Source organism: Paenibacillus sp. CMM36 (assembly GCF_053570945.1).
Genome location: NZ_JBSEDY010000018.1, coordinates 1 through 22,180, shown reverse-complemented (window position 1 = coordinate 22,180; position 22,180 = coordinate 1). Strand labels below are relative to the sequence as shown.

At 40.7% G+C, this 22,180-nt stretch carries 19 protein-coding genes and 1 pseudogene; 16 read left to right on the top strand and 4 right to left on the bottom strand.

The window, feature by feature from the left end; all coding sequences use genetic code 11:
- Positions 1-19: 19 nt before the first annotated feature.
- From ACWA2B_RS24425 to ACWA2B_RS24410, 4 genes are all read left to right on the top strand, one after another.
- Complete coding sequence (locus tag ACWA2B_RS24425) at positions 20-772, top strand: vWA domain-containing protein (RefSeq protein WP_013309992.1); 753 nt, start codon at positions 20-22, stop codon at positions 770-772.
- Positions 773-784: 12 nt separating this feature from the next.
- Positions 785-1,621 carry a hypothetical protein gene (locus ACWA2B_RS24420; protein WP_340932003.1) on the top strand — a complete coding sequence of 279 codons (837 nt, stop codon included), beginning with the start codon at positions 785-787 and terminating at the stop codon, positions 1,619-1,621.
- Positions 1,622-1,886: 265 nt separating this feature from the next.
- Positions 1,887-2,696, top strand: a complete 810-nt coding sequence (locus tag ACWA2B_RS24415) for an SDR family oxidoreductase (RefSeq protein ID WP_023988269.1) — start codon at positions 1,887-1,889, stop codon at positions 2,694-2,696.
- Between the two features lie 259 nt (positions 2,697-2,955).
- A complete protein-coding gene (locus tag ACWA2B_RS24410; protein WP_161626997.1) occupies positions 2,956-3,114 on the top strand; it encodes a hypothetical protein in 159 nt (52 codons plus the stop codon).
- A gap of 261 nt (positions 3,115-3,375) precedes the next feature.
- Here ACWA2B_RS24410 and ACWA2B_RS24405 read toward each other — a convergent pair whose 3' ends face one another.
- On the bottom strand, positions 3,376-4,212 hold the full coding sequence (locus ACWA2B_RS24405) for a copper amine oxidase N-terminal domain-containing protein (protein WP_449292711.1): 837 nt from the start codon (positions 4,210-4,212) through the stop codon (positions 3,376-3,378).
- 594 nt (positions 4,213-4,806) lie between these two features.
- Here ACWA2B_RS24405 and ACWA2B_RS24400 point away from each other — a divergent pair.
- The gene (locus tag ACWA2B_RS24400) at positions 4,807-5,052 is read left to right on the top strand and encodes an NAD(P)-binding domain-containing protein (protein WP_341011428.1); all 246 of its coding nucleotides are present in this window, start codon (positions 4,807-4,809) and stop codon (positions 5,050-5,052) included.
- Positions 5,053-5,504: 452 nt separating this feature from the next.
- Here ACWA2B_RS24400 and ACWA2B_RS24395 read toward each other — a convergent pair whose 3' ends face one another.
- The gene (locus tag ACWA2B_RS24395; protein ID WP_449292710.1) at positions 5,505-6,479 is read right to left on the bottom strand and encodes a stalk domain-containing protein; all 975 of its coding nucleotides are present in this window, start codon (positions 6,477-6,479) and stop codon (positions 5,505-5,507) included.
- An 817-nt stretch (positions 6,480-7,296) separates the two neighbouring features.
- Here ACWA2B_RS24395 and ACWA2B_RS24390 point away from each other — a divergent pair.
- Entirely contained in the window at positions 7,297-8,067 is a 771-nt protein-coding gene (locus tag ACWA2B_RS24390) for an SDR family NAD(P)-dependent oxidoreductase (protein ID WP_449292709.1), read from the top strand.
- A 136-nt stretch (positions 8,068-8,203) separates the two neighbouring features.
- Here ACWA2B_RS24390 and ACWA2B_RS24385 read toward each other — a convergent pair whose 3' ends face one another.
- On the bottom strand, positions 8,204-9,412 hold the full coding sequence (locus tag ACWA2B_RS24385; RefSeq protein WP_449292708.1) for a helix-turn-helix domain-containing protein: 1,209 nt from the start codon (positions 9,410-9,412) through the stop codon (positions 8,204-8,206).
- A gap of 611 nt (positions 9,413-10,023) precedes the next feature.
- Between ACWA2B_RS24385 and ACWA2B_RS24380 the strand changes: the two genes are divergently transcribed.
- Entirely contained in the window at positions 10,024-10,599 is a 576-nt protein-coding gene (locus tag ACWA2B_RS24380; RefSeq protein WP_449292707.1) for a sigma-70 family RNA polymerase sigma factor, read from the top strand.
- The gene (locus ACWA2B_RS24375; RefSeq protein WP_449292706.1) at positions 10,589-11,659 is read left to right on the top strand and encodes a hypothetical protein; all 1,071 of its coding nucleotides are present in this window, start codon (positions 10,589-10,591) and stop codon (positions 11,657-11,659) included. The genes ACWA2B_RS24380 and ACWA2B_RS24375 overlap by 11 nt, the downstream gene beginning before the upstream one ends.
- 150 nt (positions 11,660-11,809) lie before the next feature.
- On the opposite strand, the gene ACWA2B_RS24370 is transcribed toward ACWA2B_RS24375, so the two are convergent.
- On the bottom strand, positions 11,810-12,073 hold the full coding sequence (locus ACWA2B_RS24370) for a hypothetical protein (RefSeq protein ID WP_029517073.1): 264 nt from the start codon (positions 12,071-12,073) through the stop codon (positions 11,810-11,812).
- Positions 12,074-13,186: 1,113 nt separating this feature from the next.
- Between ACWA2B_RS24370 and ACWA2B_RS24365 the strand changes: the two genes are divergently transcribed.
- From ACWA2B_RS24365 to ACWA2B_RS24330, 8 genes and pseudogenes are all read left to right on the top strand, one after another.
- Entirely contained in the window at positions 13,187-13,471 is a 285-nt protein-coding gene (locus tag ACWA2B_RS24365) for a hypothetical protein (RefSeq protein WP_029517074.1), read from the top strand.
- 470 nt (positions 13,472-13,941) lie between these two features.
- Positions 13,942-14,832, top strand: coding sequence for a copper amine oxidase N-terminal domain-containing protein (locus tag ACWA2B_RS24360; protein ID WP_449292705.1), 891 nt, complete (start codon positions 13,942-13,944; stop codon positions 14,830-14,832).
- Positions 14,833-14,954: 122 nt separating this feature from the next.
- Positions 14,955-15,836 (top strand): copper amine oxidase N-terminal domain-containing protein, encoded by an 882-nt coding sequence (locus ACWA2B_RS24355; RefSeq protein ID WP_069012758.1) that lies wholly within the window; start codon positions 14,955-14,957, stop codon positions 15,834-15,836.
- 973 nt (positions 15,837-16,809) lie between these two features.
- Complete coding sequence (locus ACWA2B_RS24350) at positions 16,810-17,694, top strand: copper amine oxidase N-terminal domain-containing protein (protein WP_241081085.1); 885 nt, start codon at positions 16,810-16,812, stop codon at positions 17,692-17,694.
- Between the two features lie 86 nt (positions 17,695-17,780).
- Positions 17,781-18,686 carry a copper amine oxidase N-terminal domain-containing protein gene (locus ACWA2B_RS24345; protein ID WP_069010250.1) on the top strand — a complete coding sequence of 302 codons (906 nt, stop codon included), beginning with the start codon at positions 17,781-17,783 and terminating at the stop codon, positions 18,684-18,686.
- A 46-nt stretch (positions 18,687-18,732) separates the two neighbouring features.
- Positions 18,733-19,617: a protein tolB gene (locus ACWA2B_RS24340; protein WP_342435062.1), complete on the top strand. Its 885-nt coding sequence runs from the start codon at positions 18,733-18,735 to the stop codon at positions 19,615-19,617.
- Between the two features lie 391 nt (positions 19,618-20,008).
- The gene (locus ACWA2B_RS24335) at positions 20,009-20,191 is read left to right on the top strand and encodes a hypothetical protein (protein WP_069010248.1); all 183 of its coding nucleotides are present in this window, start codon (positions 20,009-20,011) and stop codon (positions 20,189-20,191) included.
- A gap of 332 nt (positions 20,192-20,523) precedes the next feature.
- Positions 20,524-21,935 (top strand): annotated as a pseudogene (locus tag ACWA2B_RS24330) (helix-turn-helix domain-containing protein).
- Positions 21,936-22,180: the final 245 nt, after the last annotated feature.

Below are 22,180 nucleotides of genomic sequence, written 5' to 3'. Positions count from 1 at the left end.
AGGGGAGCATGTACAAACCATGAATTATACAATACAGGCTTCACAACGCACTCCCGCCCTGATCATTTACCTGATTGACATCAGCGCGTCGATGAACATGCTGATGGAGGGGCGGCGGCGTATTGACGTTGTATATGAAGCTATATCGTTGGCGATCCGGCAGATGGTTTTTCGATCAACCAAAGGAAATCGGCTGACAGCGCGCTATCGGATTGCGATTTTGGCTTATAGTGACGATGTGTATGACCTGCTGAATGGTGTCAAGGGAATTGATGAAATCGCGGCCATTGGTTCGTTGCCCGATTTGACACCCAAACGGTTTTCAGATTCAGCAAAGGCCTTCTTGCAAGCTGAGCGTATTTTGCAAGCGGAATTACCAGGGATGCAGGACTGTCCTGCACCTTTGGTCTGTCATATGACAGATGGAGTTTCCACAGGTGATGATCCGGAACCGATTGCGAAGCGTATTATGAGCATGAGCGTACCGGACGGTAATGTACTGGTGGAAAATATATTTTTATCCGACAGGTTGCTGGAAACGCCTATTCAGGACCCCCGTCGCTGGAAAGGTCTAACACATAATACGCCGTTGCAGGATGAACATGCTGTGAAATTGCGTGATATGTCTTCTGTGCTGCCTGAAAGCTATCGGGAAATGCTATTTGAGGCAGATTATCAGTTAGGTGAAGGAGCCATTATGATGCTACCCGGAACCTGTGCGGAACTGGTGTCCATTGGGTTCCAAATGTCGGCCGCAACGCCTGTACGGTAAGGAGGTAAAAGCATGAATCCACCGCTGTCCCTGCTCCCCGTGAGCAAAAAAAAGGGAATGAATGCAAGGCTGACTCAGCAATTTGCTTACATAAGCTCTCAGACAGGCGATCAGCCTTTATCATCTCATCACAGTCGTTTTATGTGTCGTTATGGCTATGGAAGGTCTGCCGAATCTGCCAGTATGGGAGAAAGCGGACAGGATTTCGCCGCAGTACGTATTCATAAATCCGTCTGTTGTTTTGTCTTGTGTGATGGTGTCGGGCTCAGTTACCGAGGAGATTTTGCGGCCCGCTATCTGGGTTCTTCTTTACTGGATTGGATGGAACGGGGACAAGATCTGTCTGCTGATCAATTGAGAGTGTACCTTGAACGTTTGGCAGGTACAGCGGCAGAAGAACTGGATCGGCAGCCTTTGGATCACGAATCAGGCCTAATGCGTTCGGTATTGGAAGATAAACGTCGTCAGGGTAGCCAGTCCATGTATATTTGCGGTAAAATCGAACTGCCGAAGCGTGGCAGCCGTGGCCGTCTCCGACTTGCCTGGCAAGGGGATTCACGTTTGCGACTATGGAACGATGCCGAAGAAATCAGCGAGCTGTTCGATCATACCTTCTCTACAGCGGAGCGCTGGTCCACAAGTCGTGGGCCGATTGGAGGGAAGCCTCATTGGTATGAAAGAAGCATTCCCGCAGATATGCCGATGAGATTACAGGTATATACGGACGGTTTATCCGATTTGGACCCCATTCGCGAGCCTGTCCCTGATGAGCAGATACAGGTACTGCTGGATGCATCCCATACCGGGGGACTTGATGATGATGCTGCATTTATTGAGCTGCAGTGGTAAATGAATAAGCAAAAGGACGTTATACAACCATGGATATGGATGTATACGTCCTTTTTTTGATGAATACATAGAACATTACGATTCGTTAAGATATTTATAGAATGTAACGAGGAGGAGAAGGAAAGACGCGCTAATGCGCGTAATATTCGTACTTTTCTTAAATATCGCAAAGGAATAGCAAAAAATGCGCAAAAATGGTGATTATAAAGTATATCCTTTTGGGTAATCTTGTGATTATACAGATTACTGAAAGGGAGCGATACATATGAGCTACACATATGCAGGAGGCGCACGCTTTGAAGGAAAAACGGCTCTGATCACGGGGGCTGGTTCTGGCATTGGCAAGGCAACGGCCATTCAAATGGCTAGAGAAGGAGCGAATGTCGCTCTTTTTGACGTAAGTAATGAGCGTATTTTGGAGACAGAAAGAGAAATTAATGCTATACGTGAAGGGTCAGCGCGGGCATTTGACGTGGACATTGCCGATCCGGTGCGTGTGGAAAAAGCAGTTCTGGAAGCGGTTGAATTATTTGGCGGTCTGCATATCATTTTTGCTAATGCGGGGATTAACGGGGTCGTCGGACCGATCGAGGATCTGAGCATTGAGGATTGGCGGCAAACATTGTCCACGAATCTGGACGGTACCTTCCTGACGGTGAAGTATACAATTCCACATTTGAAAAAGAACGGTGGCGGCAGCATTATTATTACCAGTTCCATTAATGGAAATCAGCGCTTTACCAGCTTTGGGATGTCAGCCTACAGCACATCGAAGGCGGGTCAAACTGGTTTTGCTAAAATGGCTGCGCTGGAGCTGGCTAAGTTTCGTATTCGTGTCAATGTCATCTATCCGGGTGCCATTTCGACGAATATTGATGAAACCACGGAGAAGTCGGAAGGGTTAAAGCAAATTACCATCCCCGTCAAGTTTCCCGAAGGAGGACAACCGTTGGCTGATGGACCAGGTCAACCCGAGCAGGTAGCTGATTTGGTAACATTTTTGGCCTCAGATCATTCGCGTCATATTACTGGCGCACAAATTGTCATTGATGGGGCAGAGTCGTTATTGTTTTAGAAATAGAGCATTGTCTGGGACAGAGAAATGTTTTGTGGTATCCTGAGTGTATTGTCTTGGTTACGGTGCGAATGTGAAGCTCACATAAAAAACCTGGATCCTTCGCACCTCGAAATTTGTCGAAATGGATTCGAATTAATTTTTTTGATAGAAGTCGATAGTGGATTCAAGCTTGTTTGGCATCGTTTTTTTCGAAAATGCATGGAATTGATATCATTAGGGTATTAATTCCTTCATTTTCGCTGTCGTCGCACTCTATATGAGTGCGTGGATTGCGAATTTGTTGGCTGGTAAAAGGTTTGGTTTAGAACAAGTCGTGGTTCAGTACAGTCAGCATTTTTATTTTATAAACGAAGATTTGCACGAGGAGGATTATATGAATAAAAATGATGATCGTCATGATAACACCCCAGAATAAAGAAGGCAGTCGAAAATATAGACATACTCTTGATAAACTTTCTAATACATAAATAATCAGTCAAGTAAAACGCCGTTCGGAACGGAGAAAGCAATCACTATTTATCAAGTTTGTCCCTAATTGACAATGGAGTAGGTTGGGGTATTTTTATGAACGTAAGGAATTTGAAACTCACAAATCTAATATTTAATAGTAAAGCTGATCCTTTCTAGGATCAGCTTTACTATTGACCCATTCCACTCTACAAGTAAAAGTACTTTTTTACTTGTGAGTCTTTAGCGTTCTGCCCTTAAAGAGAATATACGACAGTTCATGTTTGATAATTTTATTATTCTCTATTGTTTTCACATAATCTATGTCATCTTCGCGAGTTACAATTTCATCCTTATCTATACTGGGCCTTTTACGATTTCTATTTTCCCCGGCCGTGCTATTGTCAGAAAAAATAAAAGTGGTATTTAAATCTTCAATGCCCTCACTAATCTTTTTCCCTGTCATATTCTTAGCTGTAATGGCCAGATGAATTTTTTCTCCCATGGTCAATTTGTACGATAACAACTGGAATGCATTTTCATTATCCACTTGTTCTCTAAAATGATCCAAATCTTCTACATTCTCCATCATAGGTGTCTTCATTAATTCTTTCCCAGAGAGGGAATACAGTTTATTTTGCTGATCCCATTCCTGGTGTATGTCTAAGTGCTTAGTAAGTACCCCTAAAGGGACAAACATCGCATTTTTATAAAGCACAGGGACGGTATCCATCACGGACGAGCTCGAGTCGGTAACAATCTCAGTGGAGTTCATTTTAAACTCAACCTTGTGTGTTCCAAACTTAATTGTAGCCGTATTAGAAGTTGGGTTAAACGTAGTCTGTCCTCCCAACAAATCATTTATGGATCTCAAAGGTACCATATAGCGATTATTCTGATCAATATAAGGTGCTTTGGGGGCTGTGAACAAGACATAGTAATTGTTAATCTTCAAAAATGGAGTGTTTGGAGTTATACTCTGAGCTGACATTTTTCCTATATAGGGTAGAGAAAAACAAAGAAACAATGCACCTATAAGCATAATTCTGAACAACATCTTTCCCATAAAAATATCCTCCTTAAAAGAGAGGGGCTAGCAGCCCCTCACGGAATTCAATCTAAAAATATATTATCTGTTTCCTCTCCTCCATGTACGTAATCCACTACAACTTTACTCCGTGGCATAGAACAATAATCATAGGTTTGACTGTTTCGCCAAGGAATATTATCTTCTGAATCTTTACCAATGTAGGATGTAGCCCAACGAACTCTTCTAATGTATGATCCGTCATTATAGTCTTGTCGATCTTGTAGTCAGAAGGGACATAAAATTTCATTTGTACTTCTTGATCAGGCTCAAAGCGTGGCTTAAAAGTATAAGGCTCTTTTACACTTTCAATGAGCATGAAAGGAGCCCAGTCATTATATTCTGTACTATGCTGCAAACCAACATCAACCGCCAGCCTGGAAGAAATAAGGGACGTTATTGATCTCTATTTCATTGACCCTAGTGGAGTACAACCTAAGCAGAAAGTCCTCTCTATCCTGCGGTAGCATCTCGCAGAGGCTGACCAGAAGATCGGTGGGTTACAGCAATTCCGCGCTGATTTACAGGCCAACATCGAACGCTTCGAGCGCTGGTTCAAGGTAAGAGAGTAGCATTAATTTTTTCCTAGTTGCTCAGGGCGCACAGCTGGCGTCCCGGCCGGTTGAGACAGTAATGAGCAGGGGAATTGTTGCAACCATTTTATGGGATGATGCATCTGTCGAAAGCGTCGTCATGAACGAAGGCTTCTTAGAGAAGCTTGGAACAGGTGGTGTTCACATCTCGATGACAAGTGGACTCGCCCGTTCCTATGTCAAGTCTATTGTCGACCTTTTGAGCATTGAGCAGAGACAAGACTAACATCAAAATCCGGTGCGCGTTCACGAGATAATACCCGCTTTATTAAGCAATTCCAGTCTACAGATGTTAAGAAATTCATAGTACGGGGACAACCTGTTCAAAACCTGAGAAAAGACTAAGCTAACGGAGAACGTTAGTTTAACTTCGAAGAGGCTGCGCCACACGGTAGCCCCAACTTATTTTTTATCCGAAAAAATCATGTTAAACGCCAAGATTCACTGGTCTATTCAGTTAATTCTCCGATGCTCCTGACGGATGTGTCGGAGGAAAAGAACATATTACGTATCGGGTTCGCGGATTTCGCGGATTTTTGTTTTTATCGTGATACATGTTCTTTCCCAAGACATGAATCGGTACCCGAAAAGGACAAGAACTTATAATCTTATCCCATCCCTTTTTGCCTACTGGCGCCTCCTGATAGGAGCAATAGACTTGAACATCCGTTGAGGCTGTTAATTTTGCGGGATGGGAACGACCTCCTTGCGCACCTCGTCCGGCTGCGTCACGGTTAGCTTTCCAGACGAGTCGGTCACGGAACCGCCGACTGTATGCTCGAAGCCGATCCGGGTGACCTTCCCGTCCAGTCCGATCAGGCCGCTTTCCTCGGTGCTGGAATCTCCGGCAATGCCTCTGCTATAGAATACCAGCGGCTTGTCGATTTTCGGCGTCGGACCCGTACGGTCCTTCAGCTTTTCCTCCAGCAGCAGTTGAAAGCTATCTCCAATGCTTCCGTCAAAATGGGCCTGCCATGTCGCGACAAGGAAATCGTCCTTGTATTCGTAATAGGTCGCCGTCTCATTGCCCTCGATGGTGAAGAAGCGGAGTGCCTCTCCTTCGGGAAAGAGGAAGGCGGTGCTGTAATCCTCGGATTCGTGGAGCGTCCGCAGTGGCGTATGCTCGTAATGGGTTCCAGAGAACATCGCTTCCATGACCAGATTCCTGCTTGCGGCCAGATCGCCGGTATAGAGCGCGTCCCGCTGCTTATCGGAGAGTGGCGACTCGATGGCGACAGTGTTGTTTTTCCATTCCACCTTGTAGCCGTACTGCTCGGAGACGAAGCGCAGAGGCACGTAGACGCGATTATGGACGGCCTTCGCTGGCACGTCGAGCGAAATCGGACCCGACGAGGACGAGTTATTCCCAAACGTCTCGGTCGCGGCCGTCTTCTTCCCGACGGTCAGCTTAATCGTCTGCGACCATTTTCGGACGACCACGGTGTCCGTTTTCGCATCCCAATCGACGGCGGCGCCCAGTGCTTCGGAGACAGCTCGGATCGGCACGAGCACCCGTCCCTGATCGTCGATGGGGGGACTGTCGGTCGCGATCGGCTTGCTCCTCACCGTAATGCCAATATCCACGGTGGCGAATGCGGTTGTACCGACGGATAATGCACCGATGACGGCGAATGTGCATAGAAGCTTTTTCATAGTATCCACTCCTGTTCTCATGACGGCAGCGTTCTTTCCGAATGCATACCAGCAATCTTTATTCGTATGTTAGACGCGGGTGAACTTGAAAAAGTTTCCATCCATAGATTGGCTGACCACAGACTCATGGATCAGCTGCCTTGTTGCGCTAAACATTCCTGTAGAGCTTATTCTCTATATAAAAAAGACCACTTCAAGGTTGAAGTGGTCTGGTGTTCTGATCCCATTTACTCTGCAAGTGACTCAATCAATTTTGGAAAAGAGCCTCCAGCTCCTTTAGTAATTTTTCAGTTCTAAAATTGGTTGCGGCCATGTCCATTACACTCAAACAGATTTATATACAAAATTATAGCCAACTTAATATTTGGTGCTGATAGTGTGTACATACAATAAAGTTGTGTACTAAATTCCATAATTTTAAATTTATTCATTAGAAAAAATAGTACTCATCCTGCGTTACTCCACAAATGCGCCCGATTGTGGTATAAGGGATGACTCTAGGTATTGCATTTACATCGTTAAGCACAAAAATAAGATTTTAAAAACAGGAGTATTATTGATTGTTTCCAAACTGGATTTTACTTTTCCATTACGAATTGCACTTTCAATTGTCTTACGTAACCCTGATAAAATAAATTAAATATTTTGAAATAACAAAAAGTAAACACCCTATAAATCCTTATAAAAATCTTTAAAAATGCATATTTTACACTAAAAAATTTGCTTAAAATGAAACCGTACTACAAATCTTTGTTATTGACTAACAGGCTACTTCATCGATTCTAAAGCAATTGTTAGCAAAGAAGGAGAAGACATTATGAACAAAATAGTTGGAAAAGTTGCTGTTATTACTGGAGCAGGTGGCGGATTAGGTAAATATATTGCACTTCGTTTTGCAGAAGAAGCTGCTAAACTGGCATTATGTGATATCAATGCAGAAGGGCTTAACGAAACTACTGAATTATGTAAAAGCAAAGGTGCAGATGTATTTGCAAAAGCATTTGATGCTACTGATCTTAAACAGTCAACAGCATTTATTTCGGATACGGTTGCACAATATCAAACTGTAGATATTTTAGTAAATTTAGCGATGGCGATTGAGCCACCTCATTCGTTCTTAGATCATACGCGGGAGACTCTAGAACGAAGCTACCAGACGGGTCTTGTTACAACATGGGACTTTATGAAACTTTGCTATCCATACCTGAAAGAAAATGGTGGTAAAATCATTAACTTTGGCTCTGGAAGTGGGAATGAAGGACAAGAAGGCTATGCAGCATATGCAGCGATTAAAGAAGCAATTCGTGGTCTTTCGAGAGTAGCTGCGCGTGAATGGGGACCTGACAATATTAATGTAAATGTCGTAAACCCAGGTGCCATTACAGATGCGATTCAAGCATATTTAGACCAAATGCCTGAAGGTCAACGAGATCCACTTTATTTAGGTTTCTCACAAACTGCTATAAGAAGATTTGGCACGCCTTACGAGGATATTGCACCTGTCGTACTGTTTTTAGCGAGTGAAGACTCTAAACACATTACGGGACAAACAATCAATGTAGATGGCGGTGTCATTATTAACGCTTAATACCTTAAATGAAATAGATGGTGCATATTGCGATCTATGCTATTAATAGGTATGGGTTAATGGAGAGATAGACGCATCTAATAAGAAAAAACTGCTAATCTGCAATGGATTAGCAGTTTTTTTCGTGAACAATCAATTAATGATTGAGTGTATTTTTTCGGTACTGATTTGGTGTTACACCCGTAAATTTTTTAAATAGGCTTGAAAAGTGGCTTTGGTTATTGAAATGAAGCAACATACAAATGTCGGCTACAGAATAGTCCGTTTGGATCAATAATTTTTGTGCTTCTTTTATTTTTTCTTCTTGGATATATTTTCCAATTGGTTTGTTTGTTTCTTTTTTAAAGAGCTGCGATAAATAAACTGGATTTAAATGGACGAGGTCTGCTAAATCCTTTATCGAAATTTGTTCAAATATATGATTGAATATATAGTTTTTACAAGTATTCACAGCCTTAGAATGTGCACTTTCCCTATTTTCATTCATACGGTCAACTAATGAAAATAATAAGTTATCACCAATTAATAAAACTTTTTGTAGGTCAAACGTTTCTTCAACTTTTTGAATGCTAATATCGCTCATTGTATAGGCAATTTCAGGATAAAGACCGCCTTCAATAGCTGCCCTCGTCGCAAGTGCAATATAAATGATGATTTGATTTTTAATGTTACGAAGGTGGCTTTTTTTCGAAAGTTGACTCAATCCCTCCATTTCAATTGATTCTAAATGCTGTAACAGCTTTTCCTTCTTTCCTTCTTTCACATATTGCCATATTTTCTGCTCAGTTTTATGGTCTAAATGAAAAGACGTTTCCAGACGAAGATGCCGTATTGCTTGTTCAATATGAGTGGGTTCAATTTCGTCAAAATTCATTAATTGAGATCTCACTATTTCTTCATCCATAGGCTCTTGGTAGATTAAAAAATACGTGAGTGAACAAAGCGATACAATTTGTTTTTGGTTTAACAGCTCTAATTGACTGTAATAATGGCATAACTCTTGCTGATAACTAGAGGATATTTGATGATCATGCATAATACCATTTACGGTGTTCTCGGTAACCTCAAAGGAAGTGAAAGGTCCGATTATTATCGTTTCTGTGGAAGATGAATGAAATACAATGAGCGTTTCTAGATAGTTTGTTATTCTAATCAAAGGAACGTTTTGTTGATCGCCAGGTTGAATGAGCCTGTTTATAAATGTTTCTATTGAATCAAAAAGAGGATGTCTTAGCTGTTTTCCACTTCTAGTAATACGATGACTTTTATTCTTGAAAATAAAAAGAGGAATATTGTATGTGTCATAGATCAATTGAGAGATATATTCTAAGTTTTGTTTCACCATTATTGCCACTCCTAAATTGATTAAGTAACCTGTCAGTCAATAACTAAGATTTATAGTATAACCACATTATTGCTATAGACCATGAGTTTCTATGATTGACGTTGAAGTACCCATAACATCGATCACTTTTTCTTTTGGAGATCCTAGAGTAAAAAAAAATGGTGTTTTCTTCTGTAACCCTCTACGGACAATAAAGTAGAGTTCTTGGTCTCACAAAATCATCATTTTCATTCGAGCATATACAATAATATTGAGTTTTGAATTAATTATCAATTACCCTTATTGCTCTAAAAGAGTTCTTATGATGTAACCTACCGTCGGGTCTCTTTAATTTTGAGAACACAACTTTATTGTATTTTTTTCAGTTAGAACTCAACTTTATTGTTCAGAACTCATCTTTATTGGGTTTGATCAGATAGCTCCTGCAAAGGCCTAATTCCTTGAGCTCACCGTGCAGTCTGACGGAAGAACAACATGTCTTCCACGCTTTCATGCCGCTGCTCGCCTTCTTACAATCCATAGGCTCCCAACCGAAAACATAAAAAACCGAACCTTTTTTCCATCGAGCGACAATATAGGGTGTAAGCTGCTTACTCAGGAGGGCCCTCTGAATGCAAAGTGAATCTATGTACCACGTGCTCACAAAAATGATTGAAGGAGATCAGCAGGCGTTTCATACGTTGTATGATGCCACCTATAAGGATGTCTACCGGACCGTCTCTTTTCTGGTGGATCATCCGCAGGATCGCGAAGATATTATGAATGAGATCTACATGCAAATGTGGACCTCGCTTCCCAACTACGATCCGAATCGTCCTTTCCACTTCTGGTTGCACGGCTTGGTCATCCGACAAGTGCAAAGATTCCGGGTGAAAAGCTGGAGGAGATTCCGAATTTTCGAACGCATCCGTGTCTTTTCTCGGGAAGAGTATCATTGGGATCAGCCCACGTTGAGGACGGATGGGACAGACCCCGAGATATCGAGGGCCATGCACAAGCTGACCGATAAACAGCGGACGGTGATCATCCTCCGCTTTTATCACGACTATACGCTGGAGGAGATTGCGACATTACTCGATATTCCGCTGGGTACAGTCAAGTCCAGATATCATGCCGGCCTGCAGTCGCTTCGAAAACAATTGGGAAATCTCCCGTTGGAAAGGATGGTAAAGAACAATGCCTATTGAAAGTCAAATCAGCGAGTACCTGCACCAAGAGGCAGAGACCATGGAATGTCCCCCGGCTGTTTCCAAACGAATCGAACAATCGTATTCTCAATACGTACAACGGCAAAGGAGCAAAAAAACGATGAAAAAACGATTGATCGGCGGCATTGTTGCTGCAGTAATTATGATTCCAACCGCGGCATTCGCGGCCCCTCCCCTGATTGAAATGATTACGAGGACACCGATGACAGCCCAACAAGTCAGGATGGATGCGGTTGGCCAAGCAGCGCTTGAAAAGTTGTATCGCTCTTATCCGGAAACCAAGTCGTTTGAAATTATCGACGCCAGCCAGATTGGAGGAGCCCCCGCGAATACAAGTCAGGGGAAAGCCATCCAAACAAGCATCGTGCTGCAGGAAAAGGGAGCTCACGGCAAAAAGGTCCGACTTGATTTGAACGGTATCACGGGTGAAATCGAACAAGTGAACCAAGAGAATTGGGAGCCCCAGGAGAAGCCGGTCATCTCCTTAACCGATCAAGAAATCAAATCGAAAGTAGATGACCTCATTAACAAACTGTACGGCAGCTCCAGTAAGTACGAATGTAACATGGAGCCGATGCAGAACCCGGACCAAAAAACATTTATATTGAACTACACCGAAAAGGGATCAACAACGCCTTTTTATCAGGCATTCGTTCAAGGGAATACGATCAGCGTTTCTCTGATCGGAGGCGGCCCTGCTCCATCCGTGGAAGGCTTTTTCATGACTAACGGCAAGCCTGACTATACTGCAGATGCCTTTTTAAACGATGAAGAGCTCTTTTCTTTACTTCACATGAGTCCAGCAGACTTGAAACAAGAATTGGCAAAGGGGGCATCTGTCGTCGAGATCGCAGCATCTAAAAAGATTTCCAAACAACAAGTCATGGACGTAATCGCAAGTACGCAGGCAAAAAAACAAATCCAAGCCGATCCGCATGGTGGAGCTACTGATGACGATCGTACGCTGGAACTATTGAAACGGATTCTGGAACCCAAAGTATTGAAAGTGATTGAACACAAAACGGAAACGCCTTGGTAGGAAGACAATACAGGCGCCAGAAATGGCGCCTGTATTTTATTTTTTAGATATTCTTACATTGTATTCGAAATGCAATAATGGCTTCTTTACAGTCAAAAAGTAGGGCATGGGTTGGTTGTTTATGGCCATCATTGATACAGAAGGGAAAGTTCATTTTGAGTCAATTTGAAGACGAAGAAATGCCGGCAGAATAGGCAAAAATCCGACTGCCGAGTGATTGGGACAACGTGCTGAAGCTTTTGGAGAAGTAAACGTCCATGAGCCGCCGAAGGATAAGCCCGAATAAGGCCGTTTTTCGGAAATGGACATAGAAAAGCGGGGATCAGCCAGTTGGCCAAATCTTTGCTTTTTTGCATTGTTCCACGGAAGGCTATTCGACACTGAAGGCTGTGGTACGAAGATCAAAAAGCCCATGTAAATTCCTCCCTGAAAAAAATATACGAGATTATAATTGTTGAAAAATCAAGTTGTCATGGGGAAGGTGAAACTTCCTAAATTACGCATTTAACAAAAAAAGTGCTATATACTCAATTCCGGTATATTCGCTATTGATTAATTGAATACGTTGGAAAAACTATCAAGTTACCTGTATAATTAACATGAATATTCCAAAAACCATAAAAAATTAGTTGTAAATTACAAAAAAAGATTAGTAACTATTTGCATACAAAATTATACATTAATAGAATAAAAATTAAATAATGGAGGGAATTGCAAATGAAGAAAACATGGTTTACAATGCTTGCTACACTTACAATGGTTGCTGCTTTAGGTGCTTCTGTATCCGCCGCTAGCAAATAACTAAAGATCAAGCGACTCCTTCTGTCGAAGTTCTGCCAGTAGGAACTGGAAGTAACGAAAAAGCGGCAGATAAAATTGGTATTGTAGATAATATGAATAAACCAGTTATAGAAACAACGAGTGATGCTAAAGTCGAAATATTAGATCCAGCAACAGATTAGACGTCTGCTCTTGATCCTAAGAAAATAAGCACTTCAAGCAGCTTAGGGTTATTCAGCATTACGTACCCAACCTCGTTCTGGAACATTAACAGCCAAGGTACTTATATTGCTGAATTTTCAGGTGTAAGAGACACTATTTATACTCACTACTATTTCCCTACAAACAGCTCAGGAGAAATAAAAATTAGAGGAGCTGTGAATGGAGGATTACCCACATTCGGGAAGCTATACCATTACTGCATATGAATTAGGCAGTAATAACGCTGTGTCCAGTTCCACTTTTAAAACAGGTGAGCGCATTTTTGTACGCATTTACAATTTAAATAAAAATAAAAATTATTTCTTTGGTGTTCATATAACAGTGCTAATACCATAAGCGGGGCCTTATCCATCGACCACAGCTAATTGTATAAACGATAAAACACGGGTCCAACAAAAAGGAACCTGTGTTTTTCTTTATGTTACGCAGGCAATGTGTAAGGTTGGATAATAGAAAACTTCGGAAAATGGTGCTGTACATTTTCCAAATCTTTTCTACATAAATGAATTATTATGGAGGTGCTAAATGGCTTTTCTAGAAGATAGTTCTAAAAAAGAAGAAATTCAAGAACGCTATGAGCAATTATGGAGTGAACTTTTAGTTAGAGATGAGGAAGAAGCAGAACATGTTATAAAGAAATTAGAATATGAGTTGTTGCCTACCCGTCAGAGAATCCTAAGACGATGCGGGGAAATCCTGTCTCCATTAAAAAAACGTTTTATCTGGATTATCCTTTTTAGTGTGATTGGGTTCTTCCTTTTAGCTTACGTATTATTTATATATGTATCTTTGTGGGTTGAAGATTATTAAGGACGTTTCTGTGAAACCCGAAGAGTCTTTTTTTATGAGCCTGTTGAAACCCTAAATGCTGGTTTTAACCAGCCGGGATATCTGTAAAAAATAGACTCGCTGATCGGCAAGTAAGGGAGCGAGCAGGACAAGAGTGGGGGAAACAGGCTCATGCTACTGGCTCTAAGGCGGCAAGAGCGGCCACCTAAGAGCCAGTACGCACCGCTGGGCCGCTACTCACGCCGATAACTAGAGCGCCTACGCCGGGAGAAAGCGTCCGGCCAAGGCGCTCTACTTTCCTGGCGCTCGCTTAACGCAACCCACGGAGCGAAGGACCTTGAAAAGGGATTAGGGAGGGCAAAAAACACCATGAACGCTACATTTCGCTCATCATCTCAAAACATATGAATTTTGTGGTATAGATTAGAAACTTTCGAATTATTTCATACGTCTTATGTAAGGGTGCTTATTGAAAAAGGAGGTAATTTATCTTGAAAAAGGTTATTGTGTTTGTGTTTTTCTTCGTACTTATGTTTCAATCCTGGGCGATTGCTGATGCTGCCAATCCGATATCCGTTAACGCGGTGAATGTGAATGGGAAGTTTATAGCAACCGATGTTTCACCTATTATTAAGGACGGGCGTGTTTTGGTCCCTATACGCACGCTTGCTTCACTGGGGGTAACCTATCAATGGGATAGTAAAAGTCAATCTGCCCTCATCACAAAAGGCAAAGATCAAATTAAGCTGACGGCCAACAAAAAAGAAGCATTTAAAAATAACCAAGCAGTTCAGGTAGACGTTCCTGTCCAAATGACTCAAGGAAGGATATTGGTACCTATTCGTTTTGTGTCGGAGAACTTTGGTTACAAGGCAAACTATGAGAAGATTCGGTCTATTTTATTTATTCAAGACGGTAATTATAAGGTAGACCAAGAGAGCTTACAGGCAGAAGATTTACAAGCAGCCCGTCAGTCTGCTATATCGTTACCAGTTCAATCCTCCTTCAAATCGCTTTCTTCATTAGAAAAACCCAGTGCTAATAAAAACTATGGTTACGCCTTCCCGAGAGGGGATTCGTCCAGATACATGTATTCAAACAATGTTGGACACACGGTAGTCGAAATAAAAAATGGAATAGCCAAGGCAGTTTGGCAATTTACAGAAGGAAATGGTCTGGATGATATTGTATCTAGTGCTGGCCAAAGACCAAGTTATAATTACGTCGGATGGGTAACAGACATTACAATGGGTAATGATAGAGATGGAAATTTCAAGATTATATACAAAGATGATAAAGGTCAACAAAAAGATCTCACTGCAAAGGCGAAATCCTATACAGATATTATCCAACCTATTCCTAATGAGACGAGAAAACAATAGTAACTGAACCAGTTTATTAAGGACGTCCTTAGCAAGGGATGTTCTTTATTTTGCTTATGAATTCAAATTATAAGCAGCAATGGATTTTTAGTGAATTACAAATTATTGGAGGTTAGTTGGGTATGAAAAAAATCTTTCTTTCATCTATGCTTACTTTAGGTATGCTTTTAACATTTGCTATTCCGCTTTCTGCTGCACCATCCATTCAATTGGTGATCAATAGTGAGGTCGCTAATTCAGATGCTCCACCTGTTTCCGTTGCAGGAAGGACTATGGTTTCTTTAGCTTCCTTAAAGCCGCTAAAGCTTAATCTAGTCTGGAACGCGGACAAGAAGACGGTGACTGTCAATGCTCCTGGGGTAAAAGAAAAACTTGTACTTACGATCGGCAAAAAAGAAGCTTTTTATGGAGAAAAAACACTTACTTTGGATGTGCCTGCTCAATTAAACAAAAATCGCGTAGTTGTACCATTGCGCTTCATCAGCGAAGCCTTTAAAGCAGAGGTAAAATGGAAAGCGGACAAAAATACTGTCATTATTCGGAGTGCTGACCAAGCAGAAAAATATAAGAAGTTGTATCAAGGTACGGATTTGGTGGCGGCACGTAAAATCGCTGTAAATCTTCCTTCTAAGGATGAAAATGCGCTTCATAATACCGAGGAGGGTGTTTATTATCAGTATATCTTTCCTGAAGGAGAAGCATTGAGATATTATTATGTTGTTGGGAATTTATATACTTACTATGAAATTAAGGATGATGTTAAACATATAGTTTGGGAAGGTGTAGAAGAAGATTCGAGGAAGAAAATGAAAGAAAAAGGAAAGCGTCCATCGGAAGACAAAACACAATATTATTTTTTACAAGAACGTGTGGATCATAGTGTCACATATGGTAAAGTGGGGACCGAGAAGCCAGTAACGCAAGCTTTGCCTAAAAATACTACAGGATTAGCAGATATTATTGTACCTATTTCCGGCGAAGTAAGGAAAGATCAAATAAAATAGATTTTTCACTTCATTTTGGACGTTCTGAGCAATAAGGGACGTCCTTTATCTATGCTTTCCTTTTAAGTTTTCTGATCCGAGCTTCAGGAAGTCGATAGGCTAAAAAAAACAATTAGTAGGGGGCTAGAGAAATCTAGGAGCACCCCTTTTTTCTGATTTTGATAAGATTAACGCACACACCAATAAGTAAATATAGCTCTGCAAGCAGAAAAATTAATTGATCTGACCATAAAAAGTCTTTAGTTGAAAATATGGATATGATAACTCCGAATGAAATGAGAAGCATAAATAATTCTACAACCCAATCAGTTATCCTACTGGTCTTCCCATTTTTCTGATATGTTGCATGAATAGCGCGTACAATTAAACGGATTATTAATGATGCTAACAACCAGTTATAAAGAGTGTTCGGATAATTATATGAAATTCGCAAAACTAGACTAGCTATGAGCCATACCAAAAGAACAAAAGTTAAATAATAAGGATTTTTTAGCATCGTTCTCTCCCCTCACCTAGTTTACAGTTATACAATTATTATACAGTTTTTGCGTGCAAGTTTACAAAAATGAGCATAATTCGTAAAGGAAAGTAATTTCGGAAAAGGTCATTGTTTAGAAAAGGCGTTTTTGGAGGAATCCAAGAGCGTTCTTTTTTAATGGCCGGTTGTAACCCTAAAGGCTGGTTTGAACCAGCCTGGATACTGTAGCAAGCGGCTGGCTTCCAGATCGGTGAGCAGGAGAGTAGGCAGGATAAGACAGGGAAGCAGGCTCATTGCTACTGGCTCTAAGGTGGCAAGACCCACGGAGCGAATGAAGGACCTTGAAAAGGGATTAGGGAGGGCAAAAAACACCATGAACGCTACATTTCGCTCATCATCTCAAAACATATGAATTTTTTGGTATAGATTAGAAACTTTCGAATTATTTCATACGTCTTATGTAAGGGTGCTTATTGAAAAAGGAGGTAATTTATCTTGAAAAAGGTTATTGTGTTTTTCTTCGTACTTATGTTTCAATCCTGGGCGATTGCTGATGCTGCCAATCCGATATCCGTTAACGCGGTGAATGTGAATGGGAAGTTTATAGCAACCGATGTTTCACCTATTATTAAGGACGGGCGTGTTTTGGTCCCTATACGCACGCTTGCTTCACTGGGGGTAACCTATCACTGGGATAGTAAAAGTCAATCTGCTTTCATCACAAAAGGCACAGATCAAATTAAGTTGACGGCCAACAAAAAAGAAGCATTTAAAAATAACAAAACGGTTCAGGTAGATGTTCCTGTCCAAGTAACTCAGGGAAGGATATTAGTTCCTATTCGTTTTGTGTCGGAGAATTTTGGCTATAAGGCAAGCTATGAGAAGCTTCGGTCTATTCTATTTATTCAAGACGGTAATTATAAGGTAGACCAAGAGAACTTACAGGCAGAAGATTTACAAACCGCTCGTCAGGCTGCTATATCGTTGCCGGTTCAATTTTCTTTCAAATCGCTTTCTTCTTTAGAAAAACCTGGGGCTAATAAAGAATACAATTACATTTTCCCAAGAGGGGATTCTTCCAGATACATGTATGGAAACAATGTTGGTAATACGGTAGTTGAAGTTAAAGATGGAGTGGCCAAGGCAGTCTGGCAGTTTACTGTATCCAGGGGTCTGGAAGATATTGCATCAAGTGCTGGAAAGAGACCTAGCTATAATTACGTTCAATGGGTGACTGATATCTTGATGTTTAATGATGAGCATGGAAATATCAAAGCTGTATACAAAGATGATAAAGGTCAACAAAAAGATCTCACTGCAAAGGCGAAATCCTATACAGATATTATCCAACCTATTCCTAATGAGACGAGAAAACACTAGCTAATACTGAATCGATGTATTAATACTACTAAGCTCAATTTAGTTTGAAATGCTGACAAGAAGACACTATTGAGGTGAATATAATTATGAATACATTTTTCAAAGCGGCTTTTGCATCAACAATATCTTTTAGTATGCTTGCTAGCGGTGTTTCTGGAGCAGCCTCCAAGTCCATTATTGTGCAAGTGAATAACGTACCCATGCCAGGGGATGTAGACCCCTATGTTCAGAATGGTTCCACATTAGTAGCATTGAATATGATAAGATCGATTCCTGGTGTAACGATCAACTGGAACAATACTTCTAAAACGGTAACTGTAGATAATAACGGAACAAAATCAACACTGGTGGCTGGTAAAAAAGAGACAATGGTAGGTGATAAAAAAGTAACGCTGTCTACCTCTTCTGCAATGAAAAATGGTCGTGTTATGGTACCGCTGCGTTTCATTGCAGATGCGTCCGGTTCTCAAGTGTACTGGGATGCCCCAGATCGTACAGTTTACGTAGCTAAGCCGACAGAAGAGATGCTGAAAGAAATCCAATCTAGCGATATTTCTGTAGCTCGTCATGGTGCATACAGTCTTCCACGTATTGCCAAAGTTAATGTACTGTCAGGTAAAGAAGGGGATAGTATGGCTTATATTCGCTACTTCCCAAAAAACCAATCCAGTGAATTTTTTGAACAACACATGGACAGTGTGAATTACTATCGTATCATTGACACGCATGTAGAGCTGCTCTGGTCTGCAAGGCTGAACCTGCAACAGGAAGCTAAAAATGCAAGCCTGCCGTTCCTCACCAACAAAATTGTTGAACAAAGCGGCAAAATGCCAACGATCCAAAAGGGCGTAGTTTATTATAATTATAGCGTTCCGGGTGGCACCACGTTCGGGACTATTGATAAAGCTGGCAAAAAAACTCGTCTGGGGGAAGCGACTGAAGATCAGGCGAAGCAAATGTTTTTCTCTATTCCAGAAGAAGAACAACTATAAAAGGGAACGCAGGGATAACGACACATTGTATTGTAAGGAGGAAACTATGAAATTCGTGCAGATTATGTCTGTAGGTGCGATAGTGATGTTAGTGATTTCAGGGTGTAGTGGTAAGGCAAGCTCAAATCATCAACTACCTCAGACCGAAGTGAATAATACCGGGGTAAACAGCACAAAGGAAGGTGTAAAAAAAGTAGACGAAAAAGCAACTGTAGAAACATCTAGAGCAACTGTTAAAAAGGTGAATACTTTAGATTATTCTCAGTATGATAATAACCAAGACAAATCTAAGGTTGTAGTTTCGGGAAAACAGATTGTATGGAAAAATAAAGACGTTACTTTTACCGCAAAATTAACTAACGCTAAGGGGGAAGAAGCCGCCGAAGCCAATGAAGTTGTGGATTCTATGAAAATAAAAAGTAAGCGCGGAGAGCAACTCGTTAAGCTCAACCCACGACCTTTGAGAGTTAACTCACTTTCATTATCTAAAAGCAACCAGGTAGCTCTTCATGTAAGCGATCACGAGGGAAGTAGACTTATTTTAATTAATTTATCCGATGGGACTCAAACTATTGTAAACATGTTTGAGATGAATAGTGACGGAGCCGGGAGCGAAAAGATTGATGCCTATAACTGGTCGCCTGATGGAAAAAAGATTGCGTTTGGAATCGGTGATCTAGGTTCAAGTTATATCGGACTATACAATGTTGAGCGTAAGAGCTATATGCATGTGTCCGATAAGGACTTTACATTGATTTCATCTATAGTTTGGCATAAAGATGGGAAAAGTTTTGACTTTGTGAGTAAAGGTGACGATTCTCCACAAGCAGTACTCTATACTTACTCAGAAACAAAAAAATCAATTTTAAAGAAGGGTTCTTTAACTAAGAATGATGAGCAGAAGATATCTCAATTAACACCGAAATCTTGATTGACATATACAGAGAGAGCATTTTTGAAACCGTATCATCTATATAGTCATAATTTTAAACTCCACTTTTTTCAACTTTAATGCACTCTATCAACATTATAGATTTACTTTTGAATATTTAATGATTGCTTGTGGTCAACAAAGGGCTGAAAAAAGCATATGTGATGGAAATTAGCCGCGCTGATCATGGGACGAAAGTATGTGTGGTTCGCAATGACGCGCAAATACTCGATATCAGCAATGCAATCTGTCTAGAATGAAGAGGCACAAAGTTAGAGAATGCGGTCGGAAGGATATTCACAGCTAGGAGAAACAATTACGGAATTTGTGTTGATAATTGATACCAAACTTTTACAATAATTGAAGTATAAAATTAACCGGGGAGTTGCTTATGAGCATTTTCATGAGTAAGTTTCTAAGGCGTTATGCAGCGATTTTATTGAGCTACGCAATAGGTATAGGCTTATTTTACGCTTTGGGGTATAAGATGAGCGCTATGGGAATCTATGCAATTTTGACAGGAATTGTGACTGGAGAAATAATCAACTTTGCATTATCAAAGCGAGAGAAATGACCTATGTATCCCTTGATTGCATCAACATCAGGGGATTTTTCATGTAATTAAAAGGTCCAACAGAGTTTCTGCATGGGATCTCTATATCATTTACTGGTGAGAATGCACATAGGGAAATGCTATAGTCATGTCAACATTGTGAAACCTTTTACTTGGAACCATCCAATCATTTCAGGATGTCGTTCGTCCAATATGTCTCAATATGTGTAAGTTATGCTGAATTTTCGTTATGAACATTAGTTGCATAATATATTGACAGATGGTTAATTATGGAGAAGAATAGAGGGTGATTTTTAAAATAATGGAATTTTTATGTGAAGGGTGGTTATGACTTGAAGCATACACCTACGATTTCAGCGGAGTTTGAGTATTATCTAAAACAAATGATATGACGTTGAGTCAATTTGCCGAATATTCAGGGGTACATCAAAGAACGCTTAGTAATTGGATTACTCAGCATCGTCCTGTTTCCGTACAGCAGCTGGACCGAATTACTGTGGCTATGGATTTGCCAGAAGGCTATTTTTATGACCTATACATAGAAAATTACATCATTGATCTTTCCCCGAATTTTAGGCGAATCGAGCCATTATTGTATCGTTGTGCAGAACTGGACAAGCTGGATGCAATCCGTCGAATGGTAGGGCATATCATGGATAATCCGCTGTATGCGTCCAGGCTATTTGATGTTGCAGAAGCATTATTTGAACAGGGACGACATGCTGCTGCGCTGCCTCTCTATGAGAATGTCGCAGAAGTGGAGAAATATCAGCATTCTGAACGCTTGGCCACCTGCCAATATCGTATATTCACGATTCAAGTTGGAGCTGATCAAAGCCGAAATCTCAAGGCAGCCATACTATTTGAACCTTATGTCGAGCGTCTGGATGAAATAGTTCAGCTTGATGCATTAAAGGATTTGGCGAATGTGTATAGGTCTTTACGTAAATGGGACAAGCTTGATGCAACAGCTTGTAAAATGAGGGATAAAGCGAAAATTCAATACACTATGAAGCATAAGCAGGAAAAGCGAAAGGATTATGGCAAGAAAACAAGGAGTCCATTATTCGGTTACATCGCTTATGCTGACCTGTTGTGTGCATGTGTCTGTGAAGCTCAAGGCGATTATAAACAAGCTCTGCAATATACATACGCCTACGCTAATTTAGATTGGGTCATAGAGACAGACGAGGATACTCAGCACTGGGTCAATTTGTACAAACATTGGTCCGAAGGTAATACTTACGTTAATAAACTCTTATCTGGAGATACAGGTGTGCTTGCGGATTATGTTGAATACATTGCATCAACAAATAAAACAAATAAAGAAATGGTCACCAAACTGCTAAATGTTTTGATGGCTGCTAACCGATATCAGATTGATGTAGATAAAATACTTCGGCGTTTTGAAACTGAAGTTAGTTCTCTCACTCAGCCGGAAACGTTGTTTGATGATATGTATACTAATCAAGTAATACCAGAGCAATGTGCACGTTTTGGATATGAATTGGCTTATTATTATTTACATCAAGGTATATATAGTGATGGTTTTAAATATTTGATGTATGCAATGGTAAGTTATCATACACTAAATAATGAGACTTATTTTATAAATTGTATGGGGCTGTTTTTACATTTTCGGGATTATGCGGTTCTTGAAACCAAAGCAGATTTTTTAAATCTTATTGAAAAGGTGTGGTTAGAGAATGTTGAAAAAGATGGTACTGCTGATCATCGCGACTAGTTTTTTGTTTATTGCTACTGTGCCAGTTCAATCGCATAGTCACATTCAACTTAATGATCAAATTGGAGGTATGTAACAGAGGAGAAACACAAACAATGCTCTGCTAACTTTACAACTGACGATTATAAGGGTTCCAAAGTTTCAGGCGATCAGCCGGACATTTTTACAAATGAGGGCTACCAGGACCGCGATACGTGGTTGGAGTACTTGGAGGATTTGTCGGATCAGCCATGGGTGAAGGATCT